A 20,269-nucleotide genomic window follows, 5' to 3' on the forward strand; every position below is an offset into this window, starting at 1 on the left:
ACCCCGAGAGCGAGCCCCAAACAGATGATCACTGCCACCGGCCTGGAACTGCGCGCCGGTTCCCGGATCCTGCTGTCCGACACCACGCTGCGCGTGCAGCCCGGTGACCGGATCGGCCTGGTCGGCCGCAACGGCGCCGGCAAGACCACCACACTCAAGGTCCTCGCCGGCGAGGGCCAGCCGTACGGCGGTCAGATCGACAAGCGCAGCGCCATCGGCTACCTGCCGCAGGACCCGCGTACCGGCGACCTGGACGTGACCGGCCGCGACCGGGTGCTCTCCGCCCGCGGCCTCGACGTGCTCATGGCACAGATGCAGGAGATCGAGGCCCAGCTCGCCGAGGACGCCACCGAGAAGCTGGTCCGCCGCTACGGCGCGCTGGAGGACCAGTTCGCCGCCCTCGGTGGGTACGCCGCCGAAGCCGAGGCCGCACGGATCTGCGCCAACCTGGGCCTGCCGGACCGCGCGCTCGCGCAGACGATCGGCACCCTGTCCGGCGGTCAGCGGCGGCGCATCGAGCTGGCCCGGATCCTGTTCCGCGACGCCGGCGAGAACGGCGGCGGCATCCTGCTGCTCGACGAGCCGACGAACCACCTCGACGCCGACTCGATCACGTGGCTGCGGGGCTTCCTCGCCAACCACAAGGGCGGCCTCATCGTGATCTCCCACGACGGCGCGCTGCTGGATTCGGTGGTCAACAAGGTCTGGTTCCTCGACGCCACCCGATCCGTCATCGACGTGTACAACCTGGGCTGGAAGGCGTACCTGGAGGCACGCGAGACCGACGAGCGCCGCCGCCGCCGGGAGCGGGCCAACGCCGAGAAGAAGGCCGGCGCGTTGATGGCGCAGGCCGACAAGATGCGGGCCAAGGCCACAAAGACCGTCGCTGCGCAGAACATGGCACGCCGCGCCGAGAAGCTCATCTCCGGCCTGGAGGAGGTGCGGGTCGCCGACCGGGTGGCCAAGGTGCGCTTCCCCAGCCCCGCGCCGTGCGGCAAGACGCCGCTCACCGCGACCGGCCTGTCCAAGTCGTACGGCTCGTTGGAGATCTTCACCGACGTCAACGTGGCGGTCGACAGGGGGTCCCGGGTGGCAATCCTGGGCCTCAACGGCGCTGGCAAGACGACGCTGCTGCGGATGCTCGGCGGGCTGCTCACCCCGGACACCGGCGAGGTGCATGCCGGGCACGGGCTGCGGCTGGGCTACTACGCGCAGGAGCACGAGACGCTCGACGTGGAGCGGACGGTGTTGGAGAACATGCGGGCCGCCGCCGTCGAGCAGTCCGACACCGACCTGCGCAAGATCCTCGGCGCGTTCCTGTTCTCCGGCGACGACGTGAACAAGCCGGCCGGGGTGCTCTCCGGTGGAGAGAAGACCCGGCTGGCCCTGTCCACCCTTGTCTGCTCCGGCGCCAACGTGCTGCTGCTCGACGAGCCGACGAACAACCTCGACCCGGTCAGCCGGGAGCAGGTGCTCGACGCCATCGCCAACTACCCGGGTGCGATCGTGCTTGTCACGCACGACCCGGGCGCTGTGCTGGCGCTCAAGCCGGACCGGGCCATCCTGCTGCCCGACGGCGACGAGGACGCCTGGAGCGACGACCTCCTCGAACTGGTCGAGCTGGCCTGACCGCGCGCCGGACCGGAGCTGGTCCGACCGCATGCCGAGCCGAGGGCTGGTCCGACCGCGCCGAGCCGGAGCTGACTGACAGCGCGCCCCACCGAGGTGGGTTGGGCGGTCAGTGGTCGGTCTCCGGCGGCTCAGCCGAGCAGGTCGACGAGTGCGCCGAGCACGCCGGAGCTGACCAGGATCACCACCCCGATGGCGACGAAGATCGCCGGCACCAGCCAGTGGCCGGCGCGCTCGACCAGGCCGACCACCTTCCGGTGCCCGCCCAGCCATGCCGCGACGGCGCACCACGCCGCGATGAGCAGCGCGAAGACCAGCAGGAACACCGCGCTGTCGGCGGCGCCGAGGGCCCGGAACACGGGTACGTAGACGGCCACGTTGTCGGCGCCGTTGGCGATCGTGACCCCGGCGACACCGAGCGTTCCGGTGACGACAGTGGCCGGCGCGTCGTCGTCGGAGCCGCGCAGCGCGCGGACGCCGAGCGCGATAGGCAGCAGGCCGAGGAGCCCGGTCCACGGGTCCGGCACCACCAGCAGCCCGGCGGCGACCACCACGCTCGCCAGCGCTAGTGCACTGATGCCGAGGTATTGGCCGGCGACGATCTGCCAGGTGTGTGGTCGGCCGGTGGTGCGGGCAGCGACAAAGAAGATCGTCAGGATGACGATGTCGTCGATGTTTGTGGCGGCGAAGACCACGGCGGCGCCGGCCGCGGTGCCCAGCAGGTCGATCACGGCCGAAGGCTACGGTCTGCGGCTCGATGTCGCCGTACCCGGCCGGCGCGCGGGGAGTCGATTGTGAGGATCACTCTATCGGGAAGCTGACATTGCATAGCGTGTCGGTTGGCGAAGAGTTGATATCTGGCGCATGATCGTTCAAGGCGGTCTAATAGGTGGGACCGTATCCGAACCGCACAGTCTGGGACGTGAGGACACAGCATGGCAGCCACTGGCACAGCCACCAGCACTGAGAAGGGTCGCCGGATCGTCGGAGCCGAGCGTCAGACGCTCGCCAAGGACCTGGTAAAGCGGTACACCTCGGGGGAAAGCATCCGCGCGCTGGCGGCCTCGACCGGCCGTTCCTACGGGTTCATCCACCGAGTGCTCACTGAGTCCGGGGTGCAGCTGCGCCAGCGCGGCGGCGCCCGTCGCCGCAAGAAGGCGTGACCCGCCACTCCGCGTCGTTCACCAGCGCCGCGCCCCGGGCCGCCCGGTGACCGCCGAGGCGACCGGGGTTCGGCTGGCCTGCGACGGGCCGGTCGCCACGGTGACGTTGTGCCGGCCCGACGTGCTCAATGCCCAGACGCCCGCGATGTGGCGAGCGATGAGCGACTTCTCCCGCGACCTGCCCGGTGATGTGCGGGTCGTGGTGGTCCGTGGCGAGGGGCGTGCGTTCTCCGCCGGCCTCGACCTCGCTGTGGCCGGCGCGTCCGGCCCTGGCTCGTTCGCCGAGCTGGCCACGCTGTCCGAGCAGGAGTGCGCGGCCCAGATCGCCGAGCTTCAGGCCGGCTTCACCTGGCTGCACCGACCGGACATCATCTCCGTCGCGGCCGTGCAGGGCCACGCGATCGGCGCTGGATTCCAGCTCGCGCTCGCCTGTGACCTGCGCGTCCTGGCCGCCGACGCGAAGCTGTCGATGGCCGAGGTGACCCTGGGTCTGGTGCCTGACCTGGCCGGTACGAAGCGTCTCGTCGAGCTTGTCGGCTACTCCCGGGCTTTGGAGATCTGCGCGACCGGCAGACGGTTGGACGCCGCCGAGGCGGACCGGATCGGGCTGGCCACACTCGTCGTACCCCCGGGTGATCTTGACGGCGCGGTCCGTGACCTCACGGCGGGCCTGCTCGCCGGCGCCCGTGACGCGGTGGTGGAGATCAAGGCGCTGATCGCCGGCGCGGCCGGGCGGTCGCACGCCGATCAGCAACGCGCCGAGCGGGAGGCGCAGACCCGCCGACTGCGGGACCTCGCCGGCCGCGGCGAATAGTAAGGGACGTCCGGGAAGATCCGGGTTACGACTGAGGTTGTCACACTCGTCGGGAGAATTGGCCTGACGGTGCGGTGCGCCCGATGACCCGGAGGTGAGCGGTGTCCAACCCGATGTCCGGCGGTGGCATGGCCGGGTGGAGCATGCTCCGGTCGCTGCGCAACCGCGACGAGGTCTCCACCCACCGCCTCAAGCGCGGGGTGGCCCGGCGCATCGTGGCGTTCGCCCAGCCCTACCGGCGCGACATCATCGTCTTCCTGGTCACAGTGGTCCTGGCCGCCATCATCGGCGTGGCGACCCCGGTGCTCGCCGGTGACGTCATCAACGCGATCAGCAGGGGTGGCACCGAGGCCGGCCGGCTGGTGATCAGGCTGGCGCTGTTCATCGCCGCGCTCGCGGTCGCCGACGCGCTGCTCTCGCTGGCCCAGCGGTGGTATTCGGCCCGCATCGGCGAGGGCATCATCCTCGACCTGCGCACCCGGGTCTACGACCACGTGCAGCGGATGCCGTTGCAGTTCTTCACCCGCACCCAGACCGGTGCCCTGGTCAGCCGGCTCAACAACGACGTCCTCGGCGCCCAGCGGGCGTTCACCTCCACCCTGTCCGGTGTGGTCAGCAACGTCATCCAGTTGGTCCTCACCGCCGCGGTGATGTTCACCCTCTCCTGGCAGATCACCGCCCTGTCGCTGGTACTCCTGCCGATCTTCATCATTCCGGCCCGTCGGGTCGGCCGGCGGCTTGCCGACATCACCCGCGAGGCGTACAACCTCGACGCCAAGATGAACGCCACGATGACCGAGCGGTTCGGCGTGGCCGGCGCGCTGCTGGTGAAGCTGTTCGGGCAGCCCGACATCGAAGCCCGCCGGTTCGCCGGCCGGGCCGAGCGGGTGCGCGACATCGGCATCCAGTCCGCCATGTACTCGCGGACGTTCTTCGTGGCGATGCTGCTTGTCGCCTCGCTGGCGCAGGCGCTCACCTACGGCCTCGGTGGTTGGCTCGCCGTGACCGGTGGTGTCAGCGCGGGCACAGTGGTGACCCTCGCGCTGCTGCTGACCCGCCTGTACGGGCCGCTCACCGCGCTCTCCAACGTCCGGGTGGACGTGATGAGCGCGCTTGTCTCCTTCGACCGCGTCTTCGAGGTGCTCGACCTCGAGCCCGGCATCGTGGAGAAGCCCGACGCCGTGCCGGTGCCCCGCGGCAGCGGCCGGGTCGACTTCCGCGACGTGCGGTTCCGCTACCCGAGCGCCGCCGAGATCTCCCTCGCCTCCCTGGAGGAGGTCTCCACCCTCGACCGGACGGTCAACGAGCCGGTACTCAGGGGCGTCTCGTTCAGCGTCGAGCCGGGGCAGATGGTCGCCCTTGTCGGCCCGTCCGGCGCCGGCAAGTCGACGCTGTCGATGCTCATCTCCCGGATCTACGACGTGACCGACGGTCAGGTGCTGGTCGGCGGCGTGGACGTCCGCGACGCCACGCTCGCCTCCCTGCGCGACGAGATCGGCGTCGTCACCCAGGATTCGCACCTGTTCCACGAGACGATCGCCGAAAATCTGCGCTACGCCAAGCCGGACGCCACCGACGACGAGATCTGGGCCGCGCTCGCCGGTGCCCAGGTCGCCGACCTGGTCCGGTCGTTGCCCGACGGGCTGGACACCACTGTGGGGGAGCGCGGCTACCGGTTCTCCGGTGGCGAGAAGCAACGCATCGCCATCGCCCGGCTGCTGCTCAAGGCCCCGTCGATCGTGATCCTGGACGAGGCGACAGCGCACCTGGATTCCGAGAGCGAGGCGGCCGTGCAGCGGGCGCTGGCGGTGGCGCTGGCCGGGCGTACGGCGCTGGTGATCGCGCACCGGCTCTCCACAGTCCGCGACGCCGACCAGATCCTGGTCCTCGACGGTGGGCGGATCGTCGAGCGGGGTCGCCACGACGAGCTGGTAGCGGTCGGCGGGCTCTACGCCGAGCTGTACCGCACCCAGTTCGCCGTCGCCGACTCGCCCCGGCCGTTCGTCGACGCGACAGGCCCCGAGCCGATCGTCATGCCGCTGGGCACGTACGTCGCCGACGAAGCGATGCCGCCCGCCGCCGCCAACTGACCCGAGGGTCCGCGCATCTGCCGGTGAGCAGAACGCTCACGCCTGGCGGCGGTCGGGCAGGCCAGTGGCCACCCGCAGCTCGGCGAACGCGGCACCCAGCGTGACAGGCGTGAAGTGGGCGTTCAGGCCACTCGGATTGGGCAGCACCCACAGCCGTGCCCCGGCCAGCGACTCCGGCTGCGGCCCGAAGGTGGCCTTCGGCCTGCCGAAACCGATCCGGTACGCGGTCACGCCGACCACCGCCACCCAGCGCGGGCGGTAGCGGGTCACCTTGTCGGCGAGGATCGCGGCGCCGTCGAGGAGTTCCTCGGCGTTGAGCTCGTCGGCGCGGGCGCTGGCCCGGGCGGCCATGTTGGTGATGCCGAGTCCGAGGGCGGGCAGTTCGTCCTGTTCGCTCGGGTGCAGCAGTCGCGGGGTGAACCCGCCCGTGTGCAGCGCCGGCCAGAACCGGTTGCCGGGTCGGGCGAAGTGCCGGCCGGTGGCGGCCGACCAGAGGCCGGGGTTGATCCCGACGAAAAGCACCGCCAGGCCGGGCGTGAGCACGTCGGGGATGGTCCGGTCGGCGGCGGCGGCGAGATCCGCGCGGCTCGGCCGGAGGTGCGCGGCGGCCGGCAGATCCGCGCTCGTCGGTCGGGCTCGGTCGGTGGACGACCGTGCCCGCGTCGGCGGTTCGGTGCCGGCGGTGTCGGAGCGCCGGCCCGCGCCCGCTGTCACAGGCCGCGCAGCGCGCCACCGTCGACCGGCACGGTGAGGCCGGTCAGGTAGCTTGCGGCGGGGGAGAGCACGAAGGCTGCCACGCGGCCGAACTCGGCAGGGTCGCCGATGCGCCGCAGCGGGATGCTGGCCTCGGCCTCGGCGCGGGCCTGCTCGGGGTCGCCGGTGGCGGCGAAGAGTTCCCGGTTGCGGTCGGTCATGATCCGGCCGGGGAGCAGACCGACGACGCGTACGCCGCGCGGGCCGTAGTCGTCGGCGATGTCCTTGGCGACACCGACCAGGCCGGGCCGCAGGCCGTTGGAGATGCCGAGGCCGGGCACCGGGCCGCGGGCCGAGGTGGAGAGCACCAGCCCGATCGCGCCGCCCTCGGGCAGGGCGGCGGCGACAGTACGCGCCGCGCGGACGGTGCCGAGGAAGACCGTCTCGAAGGAGTGCCGCCACTGCTCGTCGGTGATCGACGCGGCGTTGCCGGGCGGTGGGCCGCCGACCGAGATCAGCGCGCCGTCGAGCCGACCGAAGTGCTCACGCGCCGCCGCGACGAGCCGCTCAGGGGTTTCCGGGGCGGCCAGATCGGCGGCCAGCCCGACAGCGTGCTCCGGGCCGCCCAACTGCTGGGCGGCAGCGGCCACCGCGTCGGCGTCGCGGGCCGACAGCACCACCCGCGCCCCGTCGGCGACCAGGCACTGCGCCGTCGCATAGCCAAGGCCGCGGGAGGCGCCGGTGAGCACGTACACCCGGTCGGTCAGTCCGAGATCCATGCGGCCGATCCTGCCGCATCCGGTGCGCCATCCTCAACGGGGGCCGGTGGGCGTGGGGCGGGGCGTAGCAGACGTACCCGACCGGCGATCTGCACCGCGACGGCGCCGCCGGCGCGGCCCACGGACGGCAACCGGCGCGGACGCGGCGTCTGTCGCCCGTCGTAGCGTTGGCCCGCCTCCCGGATGGCCAGTTCCTCGGCGCCCGCCGGGGGCAGCGCGTTCCGCTCGCGGAGGTGCCGGGCCAGGTCCCACCCGTCGCGCAGCGAACCGGCGGTGGGGCGGCCGTCGGCCCAGCCGGCGAACGTCGCCCACCAGAGGTTGCCGAGGCCGGCGGCGAGAAGCGGCCAGTGCCGGGCCACGTCGCCGGCACGCTTGCGCAGCAGCGCCGTTCGAGTGGCGGCAAGCGGCCCCGGGGCGAACCCGGCCGGCGGCGGGCCTCCGGCGACAAGCGCCGCCACCAACTCCGCCTGCCGCTCGGCGAGGCGGCCCCCGGTCTGCCCGCCGTCGGTGGGCGGGGGAGCGCCTGTCATGTCACTGCCGGGAAGCCCGCAGCCGCGGCCAGGGCGTCCAGTTCGGCGCGCAGCTCGTCGGCCGGCGGATAGCCGCCGTCGCGTTCGAGGAGCAGCGCCGGTGGCCGCTTGCGGGCGCAGAGCGCGCCGACAAGCTCCAGCACCTCCTGCGGCACCGGATCGGTGTGCGTGTCGTGGTAGAAACCGCCGTGCTCCGCCCCGCCGGCCACGTGCACGTAGCCGATCCGTTCCAGCGGCAGCCGGTCGAGCAGCGCGAGTGGGTCGGTGCCGCGGTTACGCGCGTTGGCGTGCACGTTCGCGATGTCCAGCAGCAGCAGGGCGCCGGTCCGGTCCAGGATCTCGGTGAGGAAGTCGGCCTCGTCCAGCTCGTCGTCGGGCCAGTCGAGCAGCGCGGCGATCGGTTCCAGCGCGATCGGCACCGGCAGGTCGGCCTGTGCGCGGGCCACGTTGGCGCAGACCGCGTCGACCGCCTCCCGGCTGCGCGGCAACGGCAGCAGATGCCCGGCCTCCAGCCCGCCGGCCCGGACGAACGCGATGTGCTCGCTGACCAGCGGCGCTTCCAACCGCTGCGCCACCTCCGCCAGGTGGGCGACACGGGTCGGGTCGACCGGCTCGGCGCCGCCGAGGGAGAGCCGCACCCCGTGCGGTACGACTGTGACGTCGCGCTCGCGCAGCTGCGCCAGCCCTGGCGGGAGCGGCCCGGTAGCGGGCACCGACTCGGCCACCACCTCGACGAAGCGCAGCCCCGGCAGCTCGGCCACGAAACCGGCGATCTCCGGGCGCCAGCCGATGCCGACGCCGTACGGGCCGGTCATCCGCCGCACCCACCACCGCCGCAGCCACCACCTCCGCCACCGCCGCAGGAGCTGCCACCCCCGCAGGAGCTGCCGGAACTGCCCGACGAGCCGGTGCCCGACGACCAGCCGCCGGCGAGGGCCTGGCGCTGGATCTCGGCCTGCTCGGCGAAGCCGGGGTCGATCGCCCAGAGCGACGCGGCACCGTACAGGGCCACGCCCATCGCCGCGCCGGCCGCACCGTAGGTGGCGTAGGCGGGCGCCGAGCCGGGAGCCAGGTGGGTGTGCTGACGACGCAGGTCGCGCAACGCCGCCCGACCGGCACGGGTGGTCTGCGGTACGCGCCAGAGCAGCAGGACCGCCACCAGTACGCCGAACAGGGTGGTCGCCAGGTAGCCCACCGGGCGGCCGTTGAACAGACCGGCTGCCAACCGCACCACACCGAGCACCAGCAGGACGGCGAGGATCCGTACCCACCGACGTGCGGTGGCCCGCCGCGCCGGGGTCGGCAACAGCCCGCGCTCCTCCAGGCCGGTGCGGAGCTGGTCGAGTGCGGTGCGTACCCGCTGCTCCCGGCCCAGGTCCCGCGCCCGGGAACGCTGGTGGGCGGCCCAGTGGATGGCCTGGTCCAGCGGGGTGAGCCCGGCTGGCGCCGGGCCGGTGGTGAGCAGCCGACGGTCCGGCCCGACACCGATCGCACCGCTGCCGCGCAGCCCGCCGAGCGCGGCGTGTACGGCGAGACCGGGCCCACCGTTGAGGTACGCCGCCTGCTGCGGGCCGAGCGGATCGACGAAGGCGCTCCGGGGGCCGGCTGCCAGCCGGACCCGGTGCCACACCGCGAGCGCGACGACAACCGCGGTCGCGATCAGGTAGTACCGGAGGAAGGTCGGGCCGGGGATGCCCCAGGTGTCGCCCGACGCGGCGTGGACGATCATCGGCTGCTCCTGTCGCCGGAGGGATCGGCGGCCCCATTGTGGAGCACCGCCGCCACGCGGCGAAACGGGCTCAGCGGCGGCGGACGGCCTCCTCGACGAGGTCGAGCACCGGGCCCAGGTCGCCGGCCGGTCGGCCCATCGCCAGGTGCAGCACCAGGCCGTCGTAGGCCAGCTCCAGGAACTGCGCCAGCACGTCGATCGGTACGTCCTCGCGCAGCACACCGGCGTCGCGCTGGCGGGCCAACCGGTCGCGGGTGGCCTCGGCGATGGCGGCGGACCGCTCCGCCCAGCGCCGGGCGAACGCCGGGTCGGTGCGCAGGCGGCGGGAGACTTCCAGTTGGCTGCCGAGCCACCCGGTGGTGTCGGGGGAGACGGCGCGGGCCAGCAGATCGCGCATCACCTGCACGAGACCGTTGCGGGCGACAGTCTCGACCATGGCGGCGGCGTCGTCCTCGGCGACGGCGAGGAAGAGCGAGTCCTTGTCCCGGAAGTGGTGGAAGATGGCGCCCCGGGAGAGCCCGGTGGCTTCCTCCAGGCGGCGAACGGTCGCCCCCTCGTAGCCGTGCCGGGCGAAACACGCCCGCGCGGCGGCGAGGATCTCCTGCCGGCGCGCGTCGAGCTGGTCCTGGCTTACTCTGGGCACGGGTCGATCGTCGCAGGTCACACCCCGCCGTGCAAACCGTACGTACGGCTTGGTATTTCGCCGTGGTCGGCATCGCTACCATCACCCGGTGACTCCCACAGTGCCCGCCGCGTCGCTGACCGTCGCCGCCGTCCAGGCCACGCCCACCCCCGGCGATGTCGCCGGCAACGCGAGCGCCGCTGCCGATCTGGTCCGGCAGGCGGCCGGGCAGGGTGCCAGGGTGGTCGTCCTGCCCGAGCTGTACCTGTGCGCGTACCACCCGCCGACCCTCGCCGCCGACCCGAGCGGCACCGACATCGCCGTCGATCCCACCGGAGCGGTCGCCGACCCCCGGCTCGACCCGCTGCGCGACGCGGCGCGTACGGCCGGGGCCACAGTGGTGGTCGGCGCCGCGGCCCGGCACCCGGACGGCCGGCGGACCATCGCCGCGCTGGTGGCCGACCGGACCGGCGTCATCCGGCTCGGGTACGACAAGCAGCAGCTGTGGGGCAGCGAGCGCGACCTGTTCACGCCGGGCGGGCGGGGCGCCACGCTGCTCGTCGACGACTGGCGACTCGGGTTGGGCATCTGCTACGACGGCTGCTTCCCCGAGCACGGCCGCGCCGCTGCGCTCGACGGCGCGCACGCCTACCTGTGCCCCAGCGGCTACCTGGCCGGCTCCGAGCACCGCCGGGACCTGTACTACGCGGCGCGAGCACTGGACAACACCATGTTCGTGGTCTTCGCCAACGCGGTCGGAGGCGACGACCCCTGGCGGTTCAACGGCGGCGCGGCGGTCTACGACCCGCAGGGACGGGCCCTGGCCAGGGGTGCCGACGAGGGTACGGCGGTGCTGGTGGCGACGCTGGACCCGGCCGTCCTCGCGGCCACCCGGGAGGCCCATTCGATGCTCGCCGACCGGCTGCCGAGCCAGGGTGGCCCACGGGTGTCTATAAACTGTTAAGTCGGCGTCAGGTCGAAACACGCGGTATCTGTTGGCGGACACGTCGGTCCCGTAGGGTGCCCGAGTGCCACTGCTCCTGCTGGACCTGGACAACACCCTGCTGGACCGGGCTGGGCCGTTCCGCCGCTGGGGTGAGCGCTTCCTGGACGGCATCGGTGCGCCCCCCACCGACATCGACTGGCTGATCTCCCTCGACGCCGACGGGCTGACCGACCGGTGGGACCTGGCCGACGCCATCCGGGACCGGTACGAGCTGCGCATCCCCTCGATCGACCTGGTCGAGGAGTTGCACGACGGGGTGGTGGCGCAGACCCGCCTCGACTCGCTGACCGCCTGCGCGTTGCGCATCGCCGACGACGCCGGCTGGGTGCCTGTGGTGGTCTGCAACGGCACCGTACGCGTCGAGGACGCCAAGATCCGCCGGACCGGGCTGGACCGCTACGTCGCCGACTGGGTCATCTCCGAGGAGGCCGGGGTCAGCAAACCCAACCCGCGGATCTTCGCGCTCGCCGCGCAGAGGGTCCGGATGCCGCTGCGTGGCGCCTGGGTGGTCGGCGACAGCCCGGAGGCGGACATCGGCGGCGCGGCAGCCGTCGGGCTGCCCAGCGTCTGGCTGCACCGGGGACGGACCTGGTCGGACGTGCGGTTCGCGCCGAGCCGCACCGTGGACGGCCTGATCGCGGCCGTCGCCACTGTGCTCGCGAGCTGACGCTCCGCGCCCGTGCGGTGCGGTAATTCGGTTGCCTTGTCGTTCGGGCCGCCGCGAGGATTGGCGGCGCATCGTGCACCCGGGTGTTGGCCCGGTTCGAGGAGAGGGGGTCGGTCATGGCCGTCTTCGCAGGTCGCTTCCAGCTGCCTAACCAAGCCTCGACCAAGGGAACCTCACCACAGTGCGCGATCATGACTTGCCGGCGCTGGAGCGCCGGAGCCGCGGCAAGAGCCGCTTCGACGACGACGAACCGCAGTATCTGAAGCGCGGGCGGCCGATCGAGCTGCCCGCTGACCCCGACGACGCACCCGACCCCGACACGGGCGAGCGGTGGTCGTCCTGGGACGACGCCGTACACGGGCCGGAGCCACACCCGCAGTGGTTGGTCACCGAGTTGGCAGCCAAGGACACCGAGTTGGGTGTGCTGAAGACCGGCAAGGAGGCGGACGTCCACCTCGTCCGCCGGGCGGTGCCGGGCACGGACCGCTCGTGCCTGCTGGCCGTGAAGCGGTACCGGGACGCCGAGCACCGGTTGTTCCACCGCGACGCGGGCTACCTGGAGGGCCGCCGGGTACGCCGGTCCCGGGAGAACCGTGCGATGGCCGGCCGGACGGCGTTCGGCCGGCAGATGATCGCCGGGCAGTGGGCGGCGGCCGAGTTCGCGGCGCTGGCCCGACTCTGGGAGATCGGCGCCGGGCACGACCGGATCGCCGTGCCGTACCCGGTGCAGTTGCGCGGCACCGAGCTGATGCTGGAGTTCGTCGGCGACGCCGCGTCGGGGCAGGCCGCGCCCCGGCTGGCCCAGCTGCGTCCCGGCCCGACCGAGCTACGCGACCTGTGGGGTCAGCTGGGGGAGGCGCTGCGGGTGCTGGCGCGGGCCGGCTACGCGCACGGCGACCTGTCGCCGTACAACCTGCTCGTGCACTCGGGGCGGCTGATCGTCATCGACCTGCCGCAGGTGGTGGACGTGGTGGCGAACCCGCAGGGGCCGGAGTTCCTGGCCCGCGACGTCCGGGTGGTCAGCAACTGGTTCCTGGCCCGGGGGTTGACCGCCGAACAGGTCGACGTCGGCGTGCTGACCGGGGATCTGCTGCGCGAGGCGGGCCTGCGCTGATCGGGGCGGGTCGGGCGACTTGAGCGGCCGCCCGACCCGCCCCGCCGGTCACTGGAGGTAGCGTTCCACCTCGGGCTTGGGGCGTTCGCCCTGTGCGTCGGGGTCGCCGTGGGTCTCCCGCGCGGCCCGGCGGCGGCGCAGCAGGTCCCAGCACTGGTCGAGGGACTCCTCCAGGTCGCGTAGCCGTTCGCTGGTCTCGCCCTCGGTGCCCGACTCGTGGGCCTGAGCCGCCGCGCGCAGCCGGTGCTCCTCGTCGACGAGTTCGGAGATCCGGTTCAGGATGGTCTTGTCGTCCATGCTGAGAGCCTGGCACAGGGTGCCCGACATCGCCCGGATTCGCAGGGACCGGTGCGTCCCGGCTCACGCGCGCCGGCGCTGTTCGCCCCCCGGGTGATCCCGCAGGCGCCGCCGACCGCTGAGACCCGATGGCCACGGCACCCATTCGCCGCCGTCGGTGTCCGCGATGCGGTACGGGACCCCAGCGGGCTGTGCCGACGACGCGTTGTTGCTGCGGACCGGCATGGCGCGCTCCGGGGACAATTCCGGTTTTCTGTCAAGCGGCGCGACCTGCGCCGGAGCCCAGAGTGATCGTCCACTCTAGACGCTTGTGTGCCGTCCGCGTCGCGGTAGGCCCGGCCCGGACGTGGAATCTCACCGGTCAGAGGTCTAGAGGTGCCCCGGATTTGGTGAGATGCTTCCGACGCCCAGAAGGTGAAAGTTCCACAGCTCCGACCGGCCGAAGTGGACAGCGGAGGCCGCCGGACCGACGAGGAGACGCCATGCCCCAGGTGTCCGATGCCGGCCCCGCCCCCGTCAGCACCGAGCCCCGGATGATCCCGCTCCGTCGCGTCCTGCCCGCGCTGATCCGCGATCCGCTCGGCGCGTTGGTCGGCTTCGCGGACGACTCCGGCGGCGAGGTCGTCCGGCTCAACCTCGGCTCGTTCCGCCCCTACCTGGTCAGTCATCCGGAGCATTTGCAGCGCGTCCTGAGGGACAACGTTGCCAACTACACCCGCGACGGGGACGGCCTGCTCTGGCGGCCGGTCCGCCGGATCGTCGGCGACGCCATCCTGGTCGCCGAGGGCGAGGTGTGGGAATCCAGCCGGGGGGCGCTGCAACCGCTGTTCACCGCGAAGCGGGCCGAGACGCTCGTCGACAAGATGGCCGAGGCGATCAACGAGGCCGTCGACGAGTGGCTGGAGCCCGCCCGGGAGGGCCGGCCGATCGACGGCGGCGCCGAACTAACCAAGATCGTGCTGCGAACCACCATGCGGGTGCTCTTCGCCGACCGGATCTCGGTGCCCGACGCGCTACGGATCAGCGCCGCGCTGGACACCCTCACCACCGCGATGCTCCCGCGCCTGCTGGTGCCCTTCGTGCCGTACGCGGTGCCGATGCCCCGCGACCGCGCCTTCAACGAGGCGGTACGGACCATCGACGAGGTGGTGTTGCCGATCATCCGGGAGGCCCGGGCCCGACCCACCGACGGCGACGACATCATCTCCACCCTCTGCCGGCCGCGCGCCGACGGCAGCGAACCCGACGAGTACGCGATCCGCGGCGACGTGGTGGCCATGTTCTCCACCGCCACCGAGACCACGATCGCCCTGCTCTCCTGGCTCTGGCCGGTGCTGGCGTCCCGACCCGACGTGGCCGAGCGGATGACCGACGAGATCGAGCAGGTGGTCGGCACCGAACGGGTCGGCCGCGCGCACCTGCCCGAGCTGCGGTACGGCCGGATGGTCCTCGACGAAATGTTGCGGCTCTACCCGGCCGGCTGGATGATCCCCCGGACCGCGGTCGGCGACGACGTGCTCGGCGGCGTCCGGATCAAGGCCGGTGGCACCGTGCTGGTCAGCCCGTACGTCACCCAGCGGATGTCGACGTTCTGGACCGACCCGGCGGTCTTCGACCCGGAGCGGTTCGCGCCGGAGCTGCCCCGGCGGCGCTACCGCTACTCCTACTTCCCGTTCGGCGGGGGCCCGCACCAGTGCCTCGGGCAGTACCTGTTCCTGCTGGAGGCGCAGCTCATCGTCAGCACCGTGCTGAGCCGCTACCGCTTCCGGCTGCGCGGACCGGTCGACCTGACTCCCCGGATGGGCGCCTCGCTGCAACCCAAGCAGCGGGCCGAGCTGATCCTCACCCCGGTCGCCGGCACGGTCGTGCCGTGACCGGCGCACCGTGGCCGGTGCAGACCGGTCCCGATCCGGTCGCCGAGCAGGGCCGGGTGTGCGCGCTCGCCGTGCGCGGTGTCCGCGACCTCCAGGGCGTCACCGCCGCCCACCCGGAGCTGTTCGACGCGGCACCGTTCGACCCGGCGCTGCTCAGCTCGGTGGCCACCGTGGTCGCCTTCATCGCGCCGTGGCACACCGCCGCCGAACTGCGGATCACCACCCGTACCGTGCTCTGGGTCTTCGCGGCCGACTGGCAGATCGACTACCTCGCCCGGTCCGTGGACGACGTCCGGCAGGTGGTGACCGACTGCCTGGCGGTGGCCGACGGCGCGGCGCCCCCACCGGGGCGACACCTGGCCCGGCTGCTGGCGGACCTGCGCGACGAGCTGGCCACCGTGCCGGCGTTCGCCCGGCTGCGCCCGATCTGGCGCGACGAGTTGGCCCGGATGCTCGCCGCCGCGGCTCGGGAGTGGGACTGGAAGAACCTGCCGACCGACCCGACCACCGGGCGACGCCTGCCGGACCTGGACCGCTACCTGGAGAACGCCGACAACTCTGGCAGCTCCTTCGTCAACGTCACCCACTGGATAGCCACCGGCGACGAGAAGACCCTCGCGCAGCTGACCGACCTGTTGGACGCCGGACGTGGCGTCCAACGGGTGCTGCGGCTCGTCAACGACCTGGCCACCCACGACCGCGACGCCGAGTGGGGCGACCTGAACGCCCTGCTGCTTGTCGACGACCCGGCGCAGGTGCACGCCCGACTGGCCGAACTGACCACCCGCTCCCGGGGAGACCTGGCCGCCCTCGCGCAACGGTGCCCCCGCCAGGCGGACTACCTGCACCGGCAGATCTCCTTCACCGGCGGCTTCTACCAGGTGTCGGACTTCTGGGGGGAACGCGATGAGTGACGGCGCCTTCCGCGTCCTGGCCGACCCCGCCACCGGCCGCGACCCGGCGACCGACGCCGCCCGTGAGCTGATCGCCGGCCTGGCGCTTCGGCCGTGGGGGCAGGTGGCCGCCTCGGTGTACGAGAGCGCCCGCCTGGTCGCCGACGCGCCCTGGCTGCCCGGCCACGACGAGCGGATCGGGTTCCTCCTGCGCGCACAGCGCCCGGACGGCGCGTGGGGGCCACCCGAGGGGTACGCCCTGGTGCCCACGCTGAGCGCCACCGACGCGCTGCTCGCCGCGTTGGCCGACGGTGGAGGGACCAGGACGCACCTGCTCGCCCCGGCGGCCAGAGGGCTGGTGGTGCTCAGCGGCCGGCTGCTCGCCGCCGACGCGCGGACGCTGCCGGACACCCCGGCACTGGACCTCATCGTCCCGGCGCTCGTCGAGTCGATCAACGACCGGCTGGACCGGGTGACCTGGGAGCAACTGCCCACCCCGCCGCTGACGCTGCCCCCGGGCCTCGGGGTCGACCGGCTGCGGGCGGTGCGGGCGGCGGTGGCCGCCGGGGCGGCACTGCCCACGAAGCTGGCTCACTTCTACGAGGTGCTCGGCGCGATGCCCACCGACGCCGGCCCCACCCTCACCGCCGTCGGCGCGTCACCGGCGGCGACCGCCGCCTGGTTGAGCGCGGCCGGCCCGGACGCCGGTCCCAGCGCCCACGCGTTCCTGCGGGAGTTGATCCGGGACGGCCGTGGCCCGGTGCCCTGCCCGACCCCGATCACCGTGTTCGAGCGGGCCTGGGTGCTCAGCGGGCTGCGACGGGCCGGCGTCGCTGTCAACCCGCCGGCCGCCGTGTTGGACACCCTGACCGCGGCCGCCACCGCCGCGACGGGCGTGGCAACCGGCGAAGGGCTGCCCACCGACGCCGACACCACCTCGGTGGCCCTGGACGCGCTGGCCCGACTCGGTCGACCCGCCGACCCGGCCGGGCTGTGGGCGTACGAGACGACGGACGGTTTCTGCACCTGGCCGGGGAGCGAGGACGGCTTCTCGGTCACCACCAACGCGCACGTGCTTGACGCGTTCGGCCAGCACGTGGCGGCGTATCCCGACGCCGACGCGCGATACCACCGGACGGTCGAGCGACTCAGCGCGGTGCTGCCCGCCCACCAACTCGCCGACGGTCCCTGGCAGGACCGCTGGCACGCCTCCCCGTACTACGCCACGGCCTGCTGCGTGCTGGCGCTGGCCGAGTTCGGCCGGGGTGGCGCGGCGGCCGAGGCCGTGGACCGGGCGGCCGGCTGGGTGCTGGCCAACCAACGCGCCGACGGCTCGTGGGGACGGTGGGGCGGCACCGCCGAGGAGACCGCGTACGCCCTGCAGGTGTTGCTGGCGGCGCCGACGGGTGCGCCACGGGTCACCGACGCGGTGGCCCGCGGGCATGCCTACCTGCACAGACCGGCGGGTCCCGAGCACCCTCCACTGTGGTACGGCAAGGAGCTGTACTGTCCTACCGCCATCGTCCGCTCGGCGGTGCTCGCCGCCTGCCGGCTGGCCGCCGTTCACGTCCCGGGTGCCGACCGTTCGGTGGTGGATTGTGGTTACCAGGCAACAAAAACATCGACTTGAGGGGTTGTGGGGACACTGCTAGCGTACGCAGAGCCTCAGCCCCGTATGCCCCGCCGTGGCGGGGACGATGCATCCATGATCACCCGTTGATGAGCTGAGTCAACGCCCGGCCTGGGACGGTTCAATGCGTTCTCGCGGTACGAGTATCCGCACCAAGGTTGTCGCCCTGCTGCTCTCCCTGGTCGCGCTCTGGATGTTCTCGGCGTGGATCACCCTGCGGGACGGCTTCAACCTGCTCGGTGTCCAGGTGATCAACAGCAGGGTCTACGCGCCCAGTGAGCCGCTGCTGCAGGAGCTCCAGTTGGAGCGGCGCCTGACGCAGGCGTACCTGAGCAACCCCAGCGCCGAGCAGCGCGCGGCGCTGGAGGCCGAGCAGCGCAAGGCCACGCAACTCGCCGAGAAGTTCGCCGACTCGGTCCGTCACTGGCAGGTCGACGTGGCCGGCAGCAAGGCCCTCGACGCCCAGTTGGATGCCTCGATCGCCCAGATCGACGCCCTCGAGCAGACCCGCGCCGAGGTGCTCGGGCGCTCGGTCGACAGGGTCTCCGCGGCCGACGCCTACACCGGCGCCATCGAGTCGATCTTCCAGATCTACGACGTCACCGGCAGCCTCGACGACAAGGCGATCGCCGCCGACGCGGCCGCCCTGATCCAGCTCAACCGCATGAAGGAGCTGATCTCCCAGGAGGACGCGCTGCTCAGCGGCCTGTTCGGCAACGGCCGGATGAGCGGGCCCGAGTACGCCCGCTACGTCTCCCTGGTCGGCGCGGAGCGGTTCCTCGGCGAAGAGACCCGCTCCCGGCTCGCCGACGCCGACCAGCGCCGCTACCAGCAACTCGTCGAGGGTGAGGCGTTCACCAGGCTGCGCGCCGTACAGGACAGCATCATCCGCGAGGGCCGACCGGCGACCCAGCTGCCGGTCAGCGCCGAGCAGTGGCGCGGCACCGTCGAGCCGGCGCTGGCCGAGGTGAACGACGTGGTCGTCGCCGGCGGTGAAGGCATCGTGGACCGGGCGACCGGCGTGGCGGTGATGGTCGTCGTCCGGCTCGTGCTCGCCACCGGTCTGGGTCTGCTCGCCGTCATCGCCTCGGTCGTCGTCTCGATCACCACGGCCCGGACCCTGCTGCGCCAGTTGGAGAGGCTGCGCCAGGCGGCCTGGCAGCTCGCCGACGAACGGCTGCCCCGCGTGGTGGAACGACTCGGTCGCGGCGAGGAGGTCGACGTCGCCACCGAGGCACCTCCGCTGGAGTTCGGCACCGACGAGATCGGCCAGGTCGGCAAGGCCTTCAACGCGGTTCAGGAGACCGCTCTGCGCACCGCCGTGGAGCAGGCCGAGCTGCGTCGCAACGTCCGTGACGTCTTCCTCAGCCTGGCCCGGCGCACCCAGGCACTGGTGCACCGCCAGCTCACCCTGCTCGACGCCATGGAGCGCCGTGAACACGACGCGGAGGAGTTGGAGGACCTGTTCCGGGTCGACCACCTGGCCACCCGGATGCGGCGTAACGCCGAGAACCTGATCGTGCTCTCCGGCTCCACTCCGGGTCGGGCCTGGCGGCGCAACGTCCCCATGGTCGACGTGGTGCGCGGCGCGGTGGCCGAGGTGGAGGACTACACGCGGGTCAACGTGCTGCCCCTCGGCCCTGTCTCCCTCGCCGGCCGGGCGGTCGGCGACATCATCCACCTGCTCGCCGAACTCATCGAGAACGGCCTGTCGTTCTCGCCACCGCACACCACAGTGGAGGTCCGCGGTCAGCTGGTGGCCAACGGGTTCGCCATCGAGATCGAGGACCGGGGCCTCGGCATGAGCGAGGAGGACCTGGCCGCGGCGAACCACCGCATCGTCGACCAGTCCGAGTTGAACCTCGCCAACGCCGCCCGGCTCGGGCTCTACGTGGTGAGCCGGCTGACCGAACGGCACGGCGTGCGGGTCCGACTCAAGGAATCGGCGTACGGCGGCACCACCGCCGTCGTGCTGATCCCGCTGGAGCTCGTCACCGAGAACGGGGTCGCCCCGGAGGACACCGGCACACCTCCGGCCGGGACGCCCATCGCGCTGCCGGCGGCACCGATCTCCGGTGCGGGCGACGCCGGCCGTCCCGCCCTGGGCTCACCGGTCGCCCTGGCCACACCGGCACCGGACACGGCCGCGTCGGGCACGAACACACCGGACGCGCCGCAGCTGGTGACCTTGGCAACGGCCGGCAGCGCCGCCGACCAGGCCGACGGTGACGTCGTACTCCCCACCCGGCAACGGACGACCCCACCCGGCGGGCTGCCGGAGCTGCCCACCCGGACCCGGCGGCCCCTGAACCAGTCGGCCCTGGAAGGGCCCACGGTCGCCAGCGGCCTGCCCGCTATCGACCGCACGGAGCCGGCGACCGGCCCCGGCGAACCGACAGTCGACGGCGGCCCGATGCCGGCCCGGTCGGAGACCGACCGGACCGACTCCGGCCTGCCGGTCCGGATCCGGCAGGCGAACATCGTGCCCGAGCTGCGCGACGACCCGGCGGCGACGGAGTCCGACGAGGAGGACGTGGTACGCCCGCCGGAGCAGGTGCGCCGGATGATGAGCTCCTACCAGAGCGGCACCCGACGTGGTCGCACCGACGCGGCACGACTGCTCGGCGGAGCGTCCGGCGCGTCGCCTGCGGCGACGCCCGAGCCGACCGACGAGGAACCGCAAGCCACCTGACCGAGCGTCGGCGCTGCGGTTTCCGCGCGGTGTGACGGTCAGACCCA

Annotated in this window: 19 protein-coding genes; 11 read left to right on the top strand and 8 right to left on the bottom strand. The window is 72.8% G+C overall.

Annotation, left to right across the window (positions count from 1 at the left end; translation table 11 throughout):
* Nucleotides 1–24 precede the first annotated feature (24 nt).
* The gene (locus F4558_RS05425) at nucleotides 25–1,629 is read left to right on the top strand and encodes an ABC-F family ATP-binding cassette domain-containing protein (protein ID WP_167943354.1); all 1,605 of its coding nucleotides are present in this window, start codon (nucleotides 25–27) and stop codon (nucleotides 1,627–1,629) included.
* Between the two features lie 131 nt (nucleotides 1,630–1,760).
* Here F4558_RS05425 and F4558_RS05430 read toward each other — a convergent pair whose 3' ends face one another.
* Complete coding sequence (locus tag F4558_RS05430) at nucleotides 1,761–2,360, bottom strand: cadmium resistance transporter (RefSeq protein ID WP_082377537.1); 600 nt, start codon at nucleotides 2,358–2,360, stop codon at nucleotides 1,761–1,763.
* Between the two features lie 204 nt (nucleotides 2,361–2,564).
* Between F4558_RS05430 and F4558_RS05435 the strand changes: the two genes are divergently transcribed.
* From F4558_RS05435 to F4558_RS05445, 3 genes are all read left to right on the top strand, one after another.
* Nucleotides 2,565–2,792, top strand: a complete 228-nt coding sequence (locus F4558_RS05435; protein WP_007462679.1) for a helix-turn-helix domain-containing protein — start codon at nucleotides 2,565–2,567, stop codon at nucleotides 2,790–2,792.
* Nucleotides 2,793–2,838: 46 nt separating this feature from the next.
* Nucleotides 2,839–3,606, top strand: coding sequence for an enoyl-CoA hydratase/isomerase family protein (locus F4558_RS05440; RefSeq protein WP_053657035.1), 768 nt, complete (start codon nucleotides 2,839–2,841; stop codon nucleotides 3,604–3,606).
* A gap of 113 nt (nucleotides 3,607–3,719) precedes the next feature.
* On the top strand, nucleotides 3,720–5,696 hold the full coding sequence (locus F4558_RS05445; RefSeq protein ID WP_167947241.1) for an ABC transporter ATP-binding protein: 1,977 nt from the start codon (nucleotides 3,720–3,722) through the stop codon (nucleotides 5,694–5,696).
* Between the two features lie 36 nt (nucleotides 5,697–5,732).
* Here F4558_RS05445 and mug read toward each other — a convergent pair whose 3' ends face one another.
* The 6 genes from mug to F4558_RS05475 all read right to left on the bottom strand — a co-directional run bounded on the left by mug (nucleotide 5,733) and on the right by F4558_RS05475 (nucleotide 10,070).
* Complete coding sequence (gene mug, locus F4558_RS05450; protein WP_053657078.1) at nucleotides 5,733–6,311, bottom strand: G/U mismatch-specific DNA glycosylase; 579 nt, start codon at nucleotides 6,309–6,311, stop codon at nucleotides 5,733–5,735.
* Nucleotides 6,312–6,406: 95 nt separating this feature from the next.
* Entirely contained in the window at nucleotides 6,407–7,168 is a 762-nt protein-coding gene (locus F4558_RS05455; protein WP_167943355.1) for an SDR family oxidoreductase, read from the bottom strand.
* On the bottom strand, nucleotides 7,153–7,698 hold the full coding sequence (locus F4558_RS05460; protein WP_167943356.1) for an SCO6045 C-terminal-like domain-containing protein: 546 nt from the start codon (nucleotides 7,696–7,698) through the stop codon (nucleotides 7,153–7,155). Before F4558_RS05460 ends, F4558_RS05455 begins: the two co-directional genes overlap by 16 nt.
* Nucleotides 7,695–8,513: an MbnB/TglH/ChrH family RiPP precursor modification enzyme gene (locus tag F4558_RS05465; protein ID WP_167943357.1), complete on the bottom strand. Its 819-nt coding sequence runs from the start codon at nucleotides 8,511–8,513 to the stop codon at nucleotides 7,695–7,697. Before F4558_RS05465 ends, F4558_RS05460 begins: the two co-directional genes overlap by 4 nt.
* Nucleotides 8,510–9,427, bottom strand: coding sequence for a TIGR04222 domain-containing membrane protein (locus F4558_RS05470; RefSeq protein ID WP_053657041.1), 918 nt, complete (start codon nucleotides 9,425–9,427; stop codon nucleotides 8,510–8,512). Before F4558_RS05470 ends, F4558_RS05465 begins: the two co-directional genes overlap by 4 nt.
* A gap of 70 nt (nucleotides 9,428–9,497) precedes the next feature.
* Nucleotides 9,498–10,070 (bottom strand): TetR/AcrR family transcriptional regulator, encoded by a 573-nt coding sequence (locus tag F4558_RS05475; RefSeq protein WP_053657043.1) that lies wholly within the window; start codon nucleotides 10,068–10,070, stop codon nucleotides 9,498–9,500.
* Between the two features lie 88 nt (nucleotides 10,071–10,158).
* Between F4558_RS05475 and F4558_RS05480 the strand changes: the two genes are divergently transcribed.
* From F4558_RS05480 to F4558_RS05490, 3 genes are all read left to right on the top strand, one after another.
* Complete coding sequence (locus tag F4558_RS05480; RefSeq protein WP_306270464.1) at nucleotides 10,159–11,013, top strand: carbon-nitrogen hydrolase family protein; 855 nt, start codon at nucleotides 10,159–10,161, stop codon at nucleotides 11,011–11,013.
* Nucleotides 11,014–11,077: 64 nt separating this feature from the next.
* On the top strand, nucleotides 11,078–11,722 hold the full coding sequence (locus F4558_RS05485; RefSeq protein ID WP_053657048.1) for an HAD family hydrolase: 645 nt from the start codon (nucleotides 11,078–11,080) through the stop codon (nucleotides 11,720–11,722).
* A gap of 181 nt (nucleotides 11,723–11,903) precedes the next feature.
* Nucleotides 11,904–12,836 carry an RIO1 family regulatory kinase/ATPase domain-containing protein gene (locus tag F4558_RS05490; protein ID WP_053657050.1) on the top strand — a complete coding sequence of 311 codons (933 nt, stop codon included), beginning with the start codon at nucleotides 11,904–11,906 and terminating at the stop codon, nucleotides 12,834–12,836.
* A 48-nt stretch (nucleotides 12,837–12,884) separates the two neighbouring features.
* On the opposite strand, the gene F4558_RS05495 is transcribed toward F4558_RS05490, so the two are convergent.
* A complete protein-coding gene (locus tag F4558_RS05495; protein WP_053657052.1) occupies nucleotides 12,885–13,133 on the bottom strand; it encodes a DUF2630 family protein in 249 nt (82 codons plus the stop codon).
* A 536-nt stretch (nucleotides 13,134–13,669) separates the two neighbouring features.
* Here F4558_RS05495 and F4558_RS05500 point away from each other — a divergent pair.
* From F4558_RS05500 to F4558_RS05515, 4 genes are all read left to right on the top strand, one after another.
* On the top strand, nucleotides 13,670–15,007 hold the full coding sequence (locus F4558_RS05500; RefSeq protein ID WP_312877428.1) for a cytochrome P450: 1,338 nt from the start codon (nucleotides 13,670–13,672) through the stop codon (nucleotides 15,005–15,007).
* Nucleotides 15,004–15,921 carry a terpene synthase family protein gene (locus F4558_RS05505; protein WP_082377538.1) on the top strand — a complete coding sequence of 306 codons (918 nt, stop codon included), beginning with the start codon at nucleotides 15,004–15,006 and terminating at the stop codon, nucleotides 15,919–15,921. The genes F4558_RS05500 and F4558_RS05505 overlap by 4 nt, the downstream gene beginning before the upstream one ends.
* Nucleotides 15,914–17,530 (top strand): prenyltransferase/squalene oxidase repeat-containing protein, encoded by a 1,617-nt coding sequence (locus tag F4558_RS05510; protein WP_167943359.1) that lies wholly within the window; start codon nucleotides 15,914–15,916, stop codon nucleotides 17,528–17,530. Before F4558_RS05505 ends, F4558_RS05510 begins: the two co-directional genes overlap by 8 nt.
* Nucleotides 17,531–17,654: 124 nt before the next feature.
* Nucleotides 17,655–20,222: a nitrate- and nitrite sensing domain-containing protein gene (locus tag F4558_RS05515; protein ID WP_167943360.1), complete on the top strand. Its 2,568-nt coding sequence runs from the start codon at nucleotides 17,655–17,657 to the stop codon at nucleotides 20,220–20,222.
* Nucleotides 20,223–20,269 lie beyond the last annotated feature (47 nt).

It is taken from the genome of Micromonospora profundi (assembly GCF_011927785.1).
GTDB lineage: Bacteria > Actinomycetota > Actinomycetes > Mycobacteriales > Micromonosporaceae > Micromonospora > Micromonospora profundi.

Bases quoted from the DNA above. Each gene is read 5' to 3' on its own strand.
- F4558_RS05460 (WP_167943356.1), bottom strand. From the start codon at position 7,698: ATGACAGGCGCTCCCCCGCCCACCGACGGCGGGCAGACCGGGGGCCGC.
- F4558_RS05435 (WP_007462679.1), top strand. From the start codon at position 2,565: ATGGCAGCCACTGGCACAGCCACCAGCACTGAGAAGGGTCGCCGGATC.
- F4558_RS05470 (WP_053657041.1), bottom strand. From the start codon at position 9,427: ATGATCGTCCACGCCGCGTCGGGCGACACCTGGGGCATCCCCGGCCCG.
- F4558_RS05425 (WP_167943354.1), top strand. From the start codon at position 25: ATGATCACTGCCACCGGCCTGGAACTGCGCGCCGGTTCCCGGATCCTG.
- F4558_RS05515 (WP_167943360.1), top strand. From the start codon at position 17,655: ATGCGTTCTCGCGGTACGAGTATCCGCACCAAGGTTGTCGCCCTGCTG.
- F4558_RS05445 (WP_167947241.1), top strand. From the start codon at position 3,720: ATGTCCGGCGGTGGCATGGCCGGGTGGAGCATGCTCCGGTCGCTGCGC.
- F4558_RS05510 (WP_167943359.1), top strand. From the start codon at position 15,914: ATGAGTGACGGCGCCTTCCGCGTCCTGGCCGACCCCGCCACCGGCCGC.
- F4558_RS05495 (WP_053657052.1), bottom strand. From the start codon at position 13,133: ATGGACGACAAGACCATCCTGAACCGGATCTCCGAACTCGTCGACGAG.
- F4558_RS05455 (WP_167943355.1), bottom strand. From the start codon at position 7,168: ATGGATCTCGGACTGACCGACCGGGTGTACGTGCTCACCGGCGCCTCC.
- F4558_RS05465 (WP_167943357.1), bottom strand. From the start codon at position 8,513: ATGACCGGCCCGTACGGCGTCGGCATCGGCTGGCGCCCGGAGATCGCC.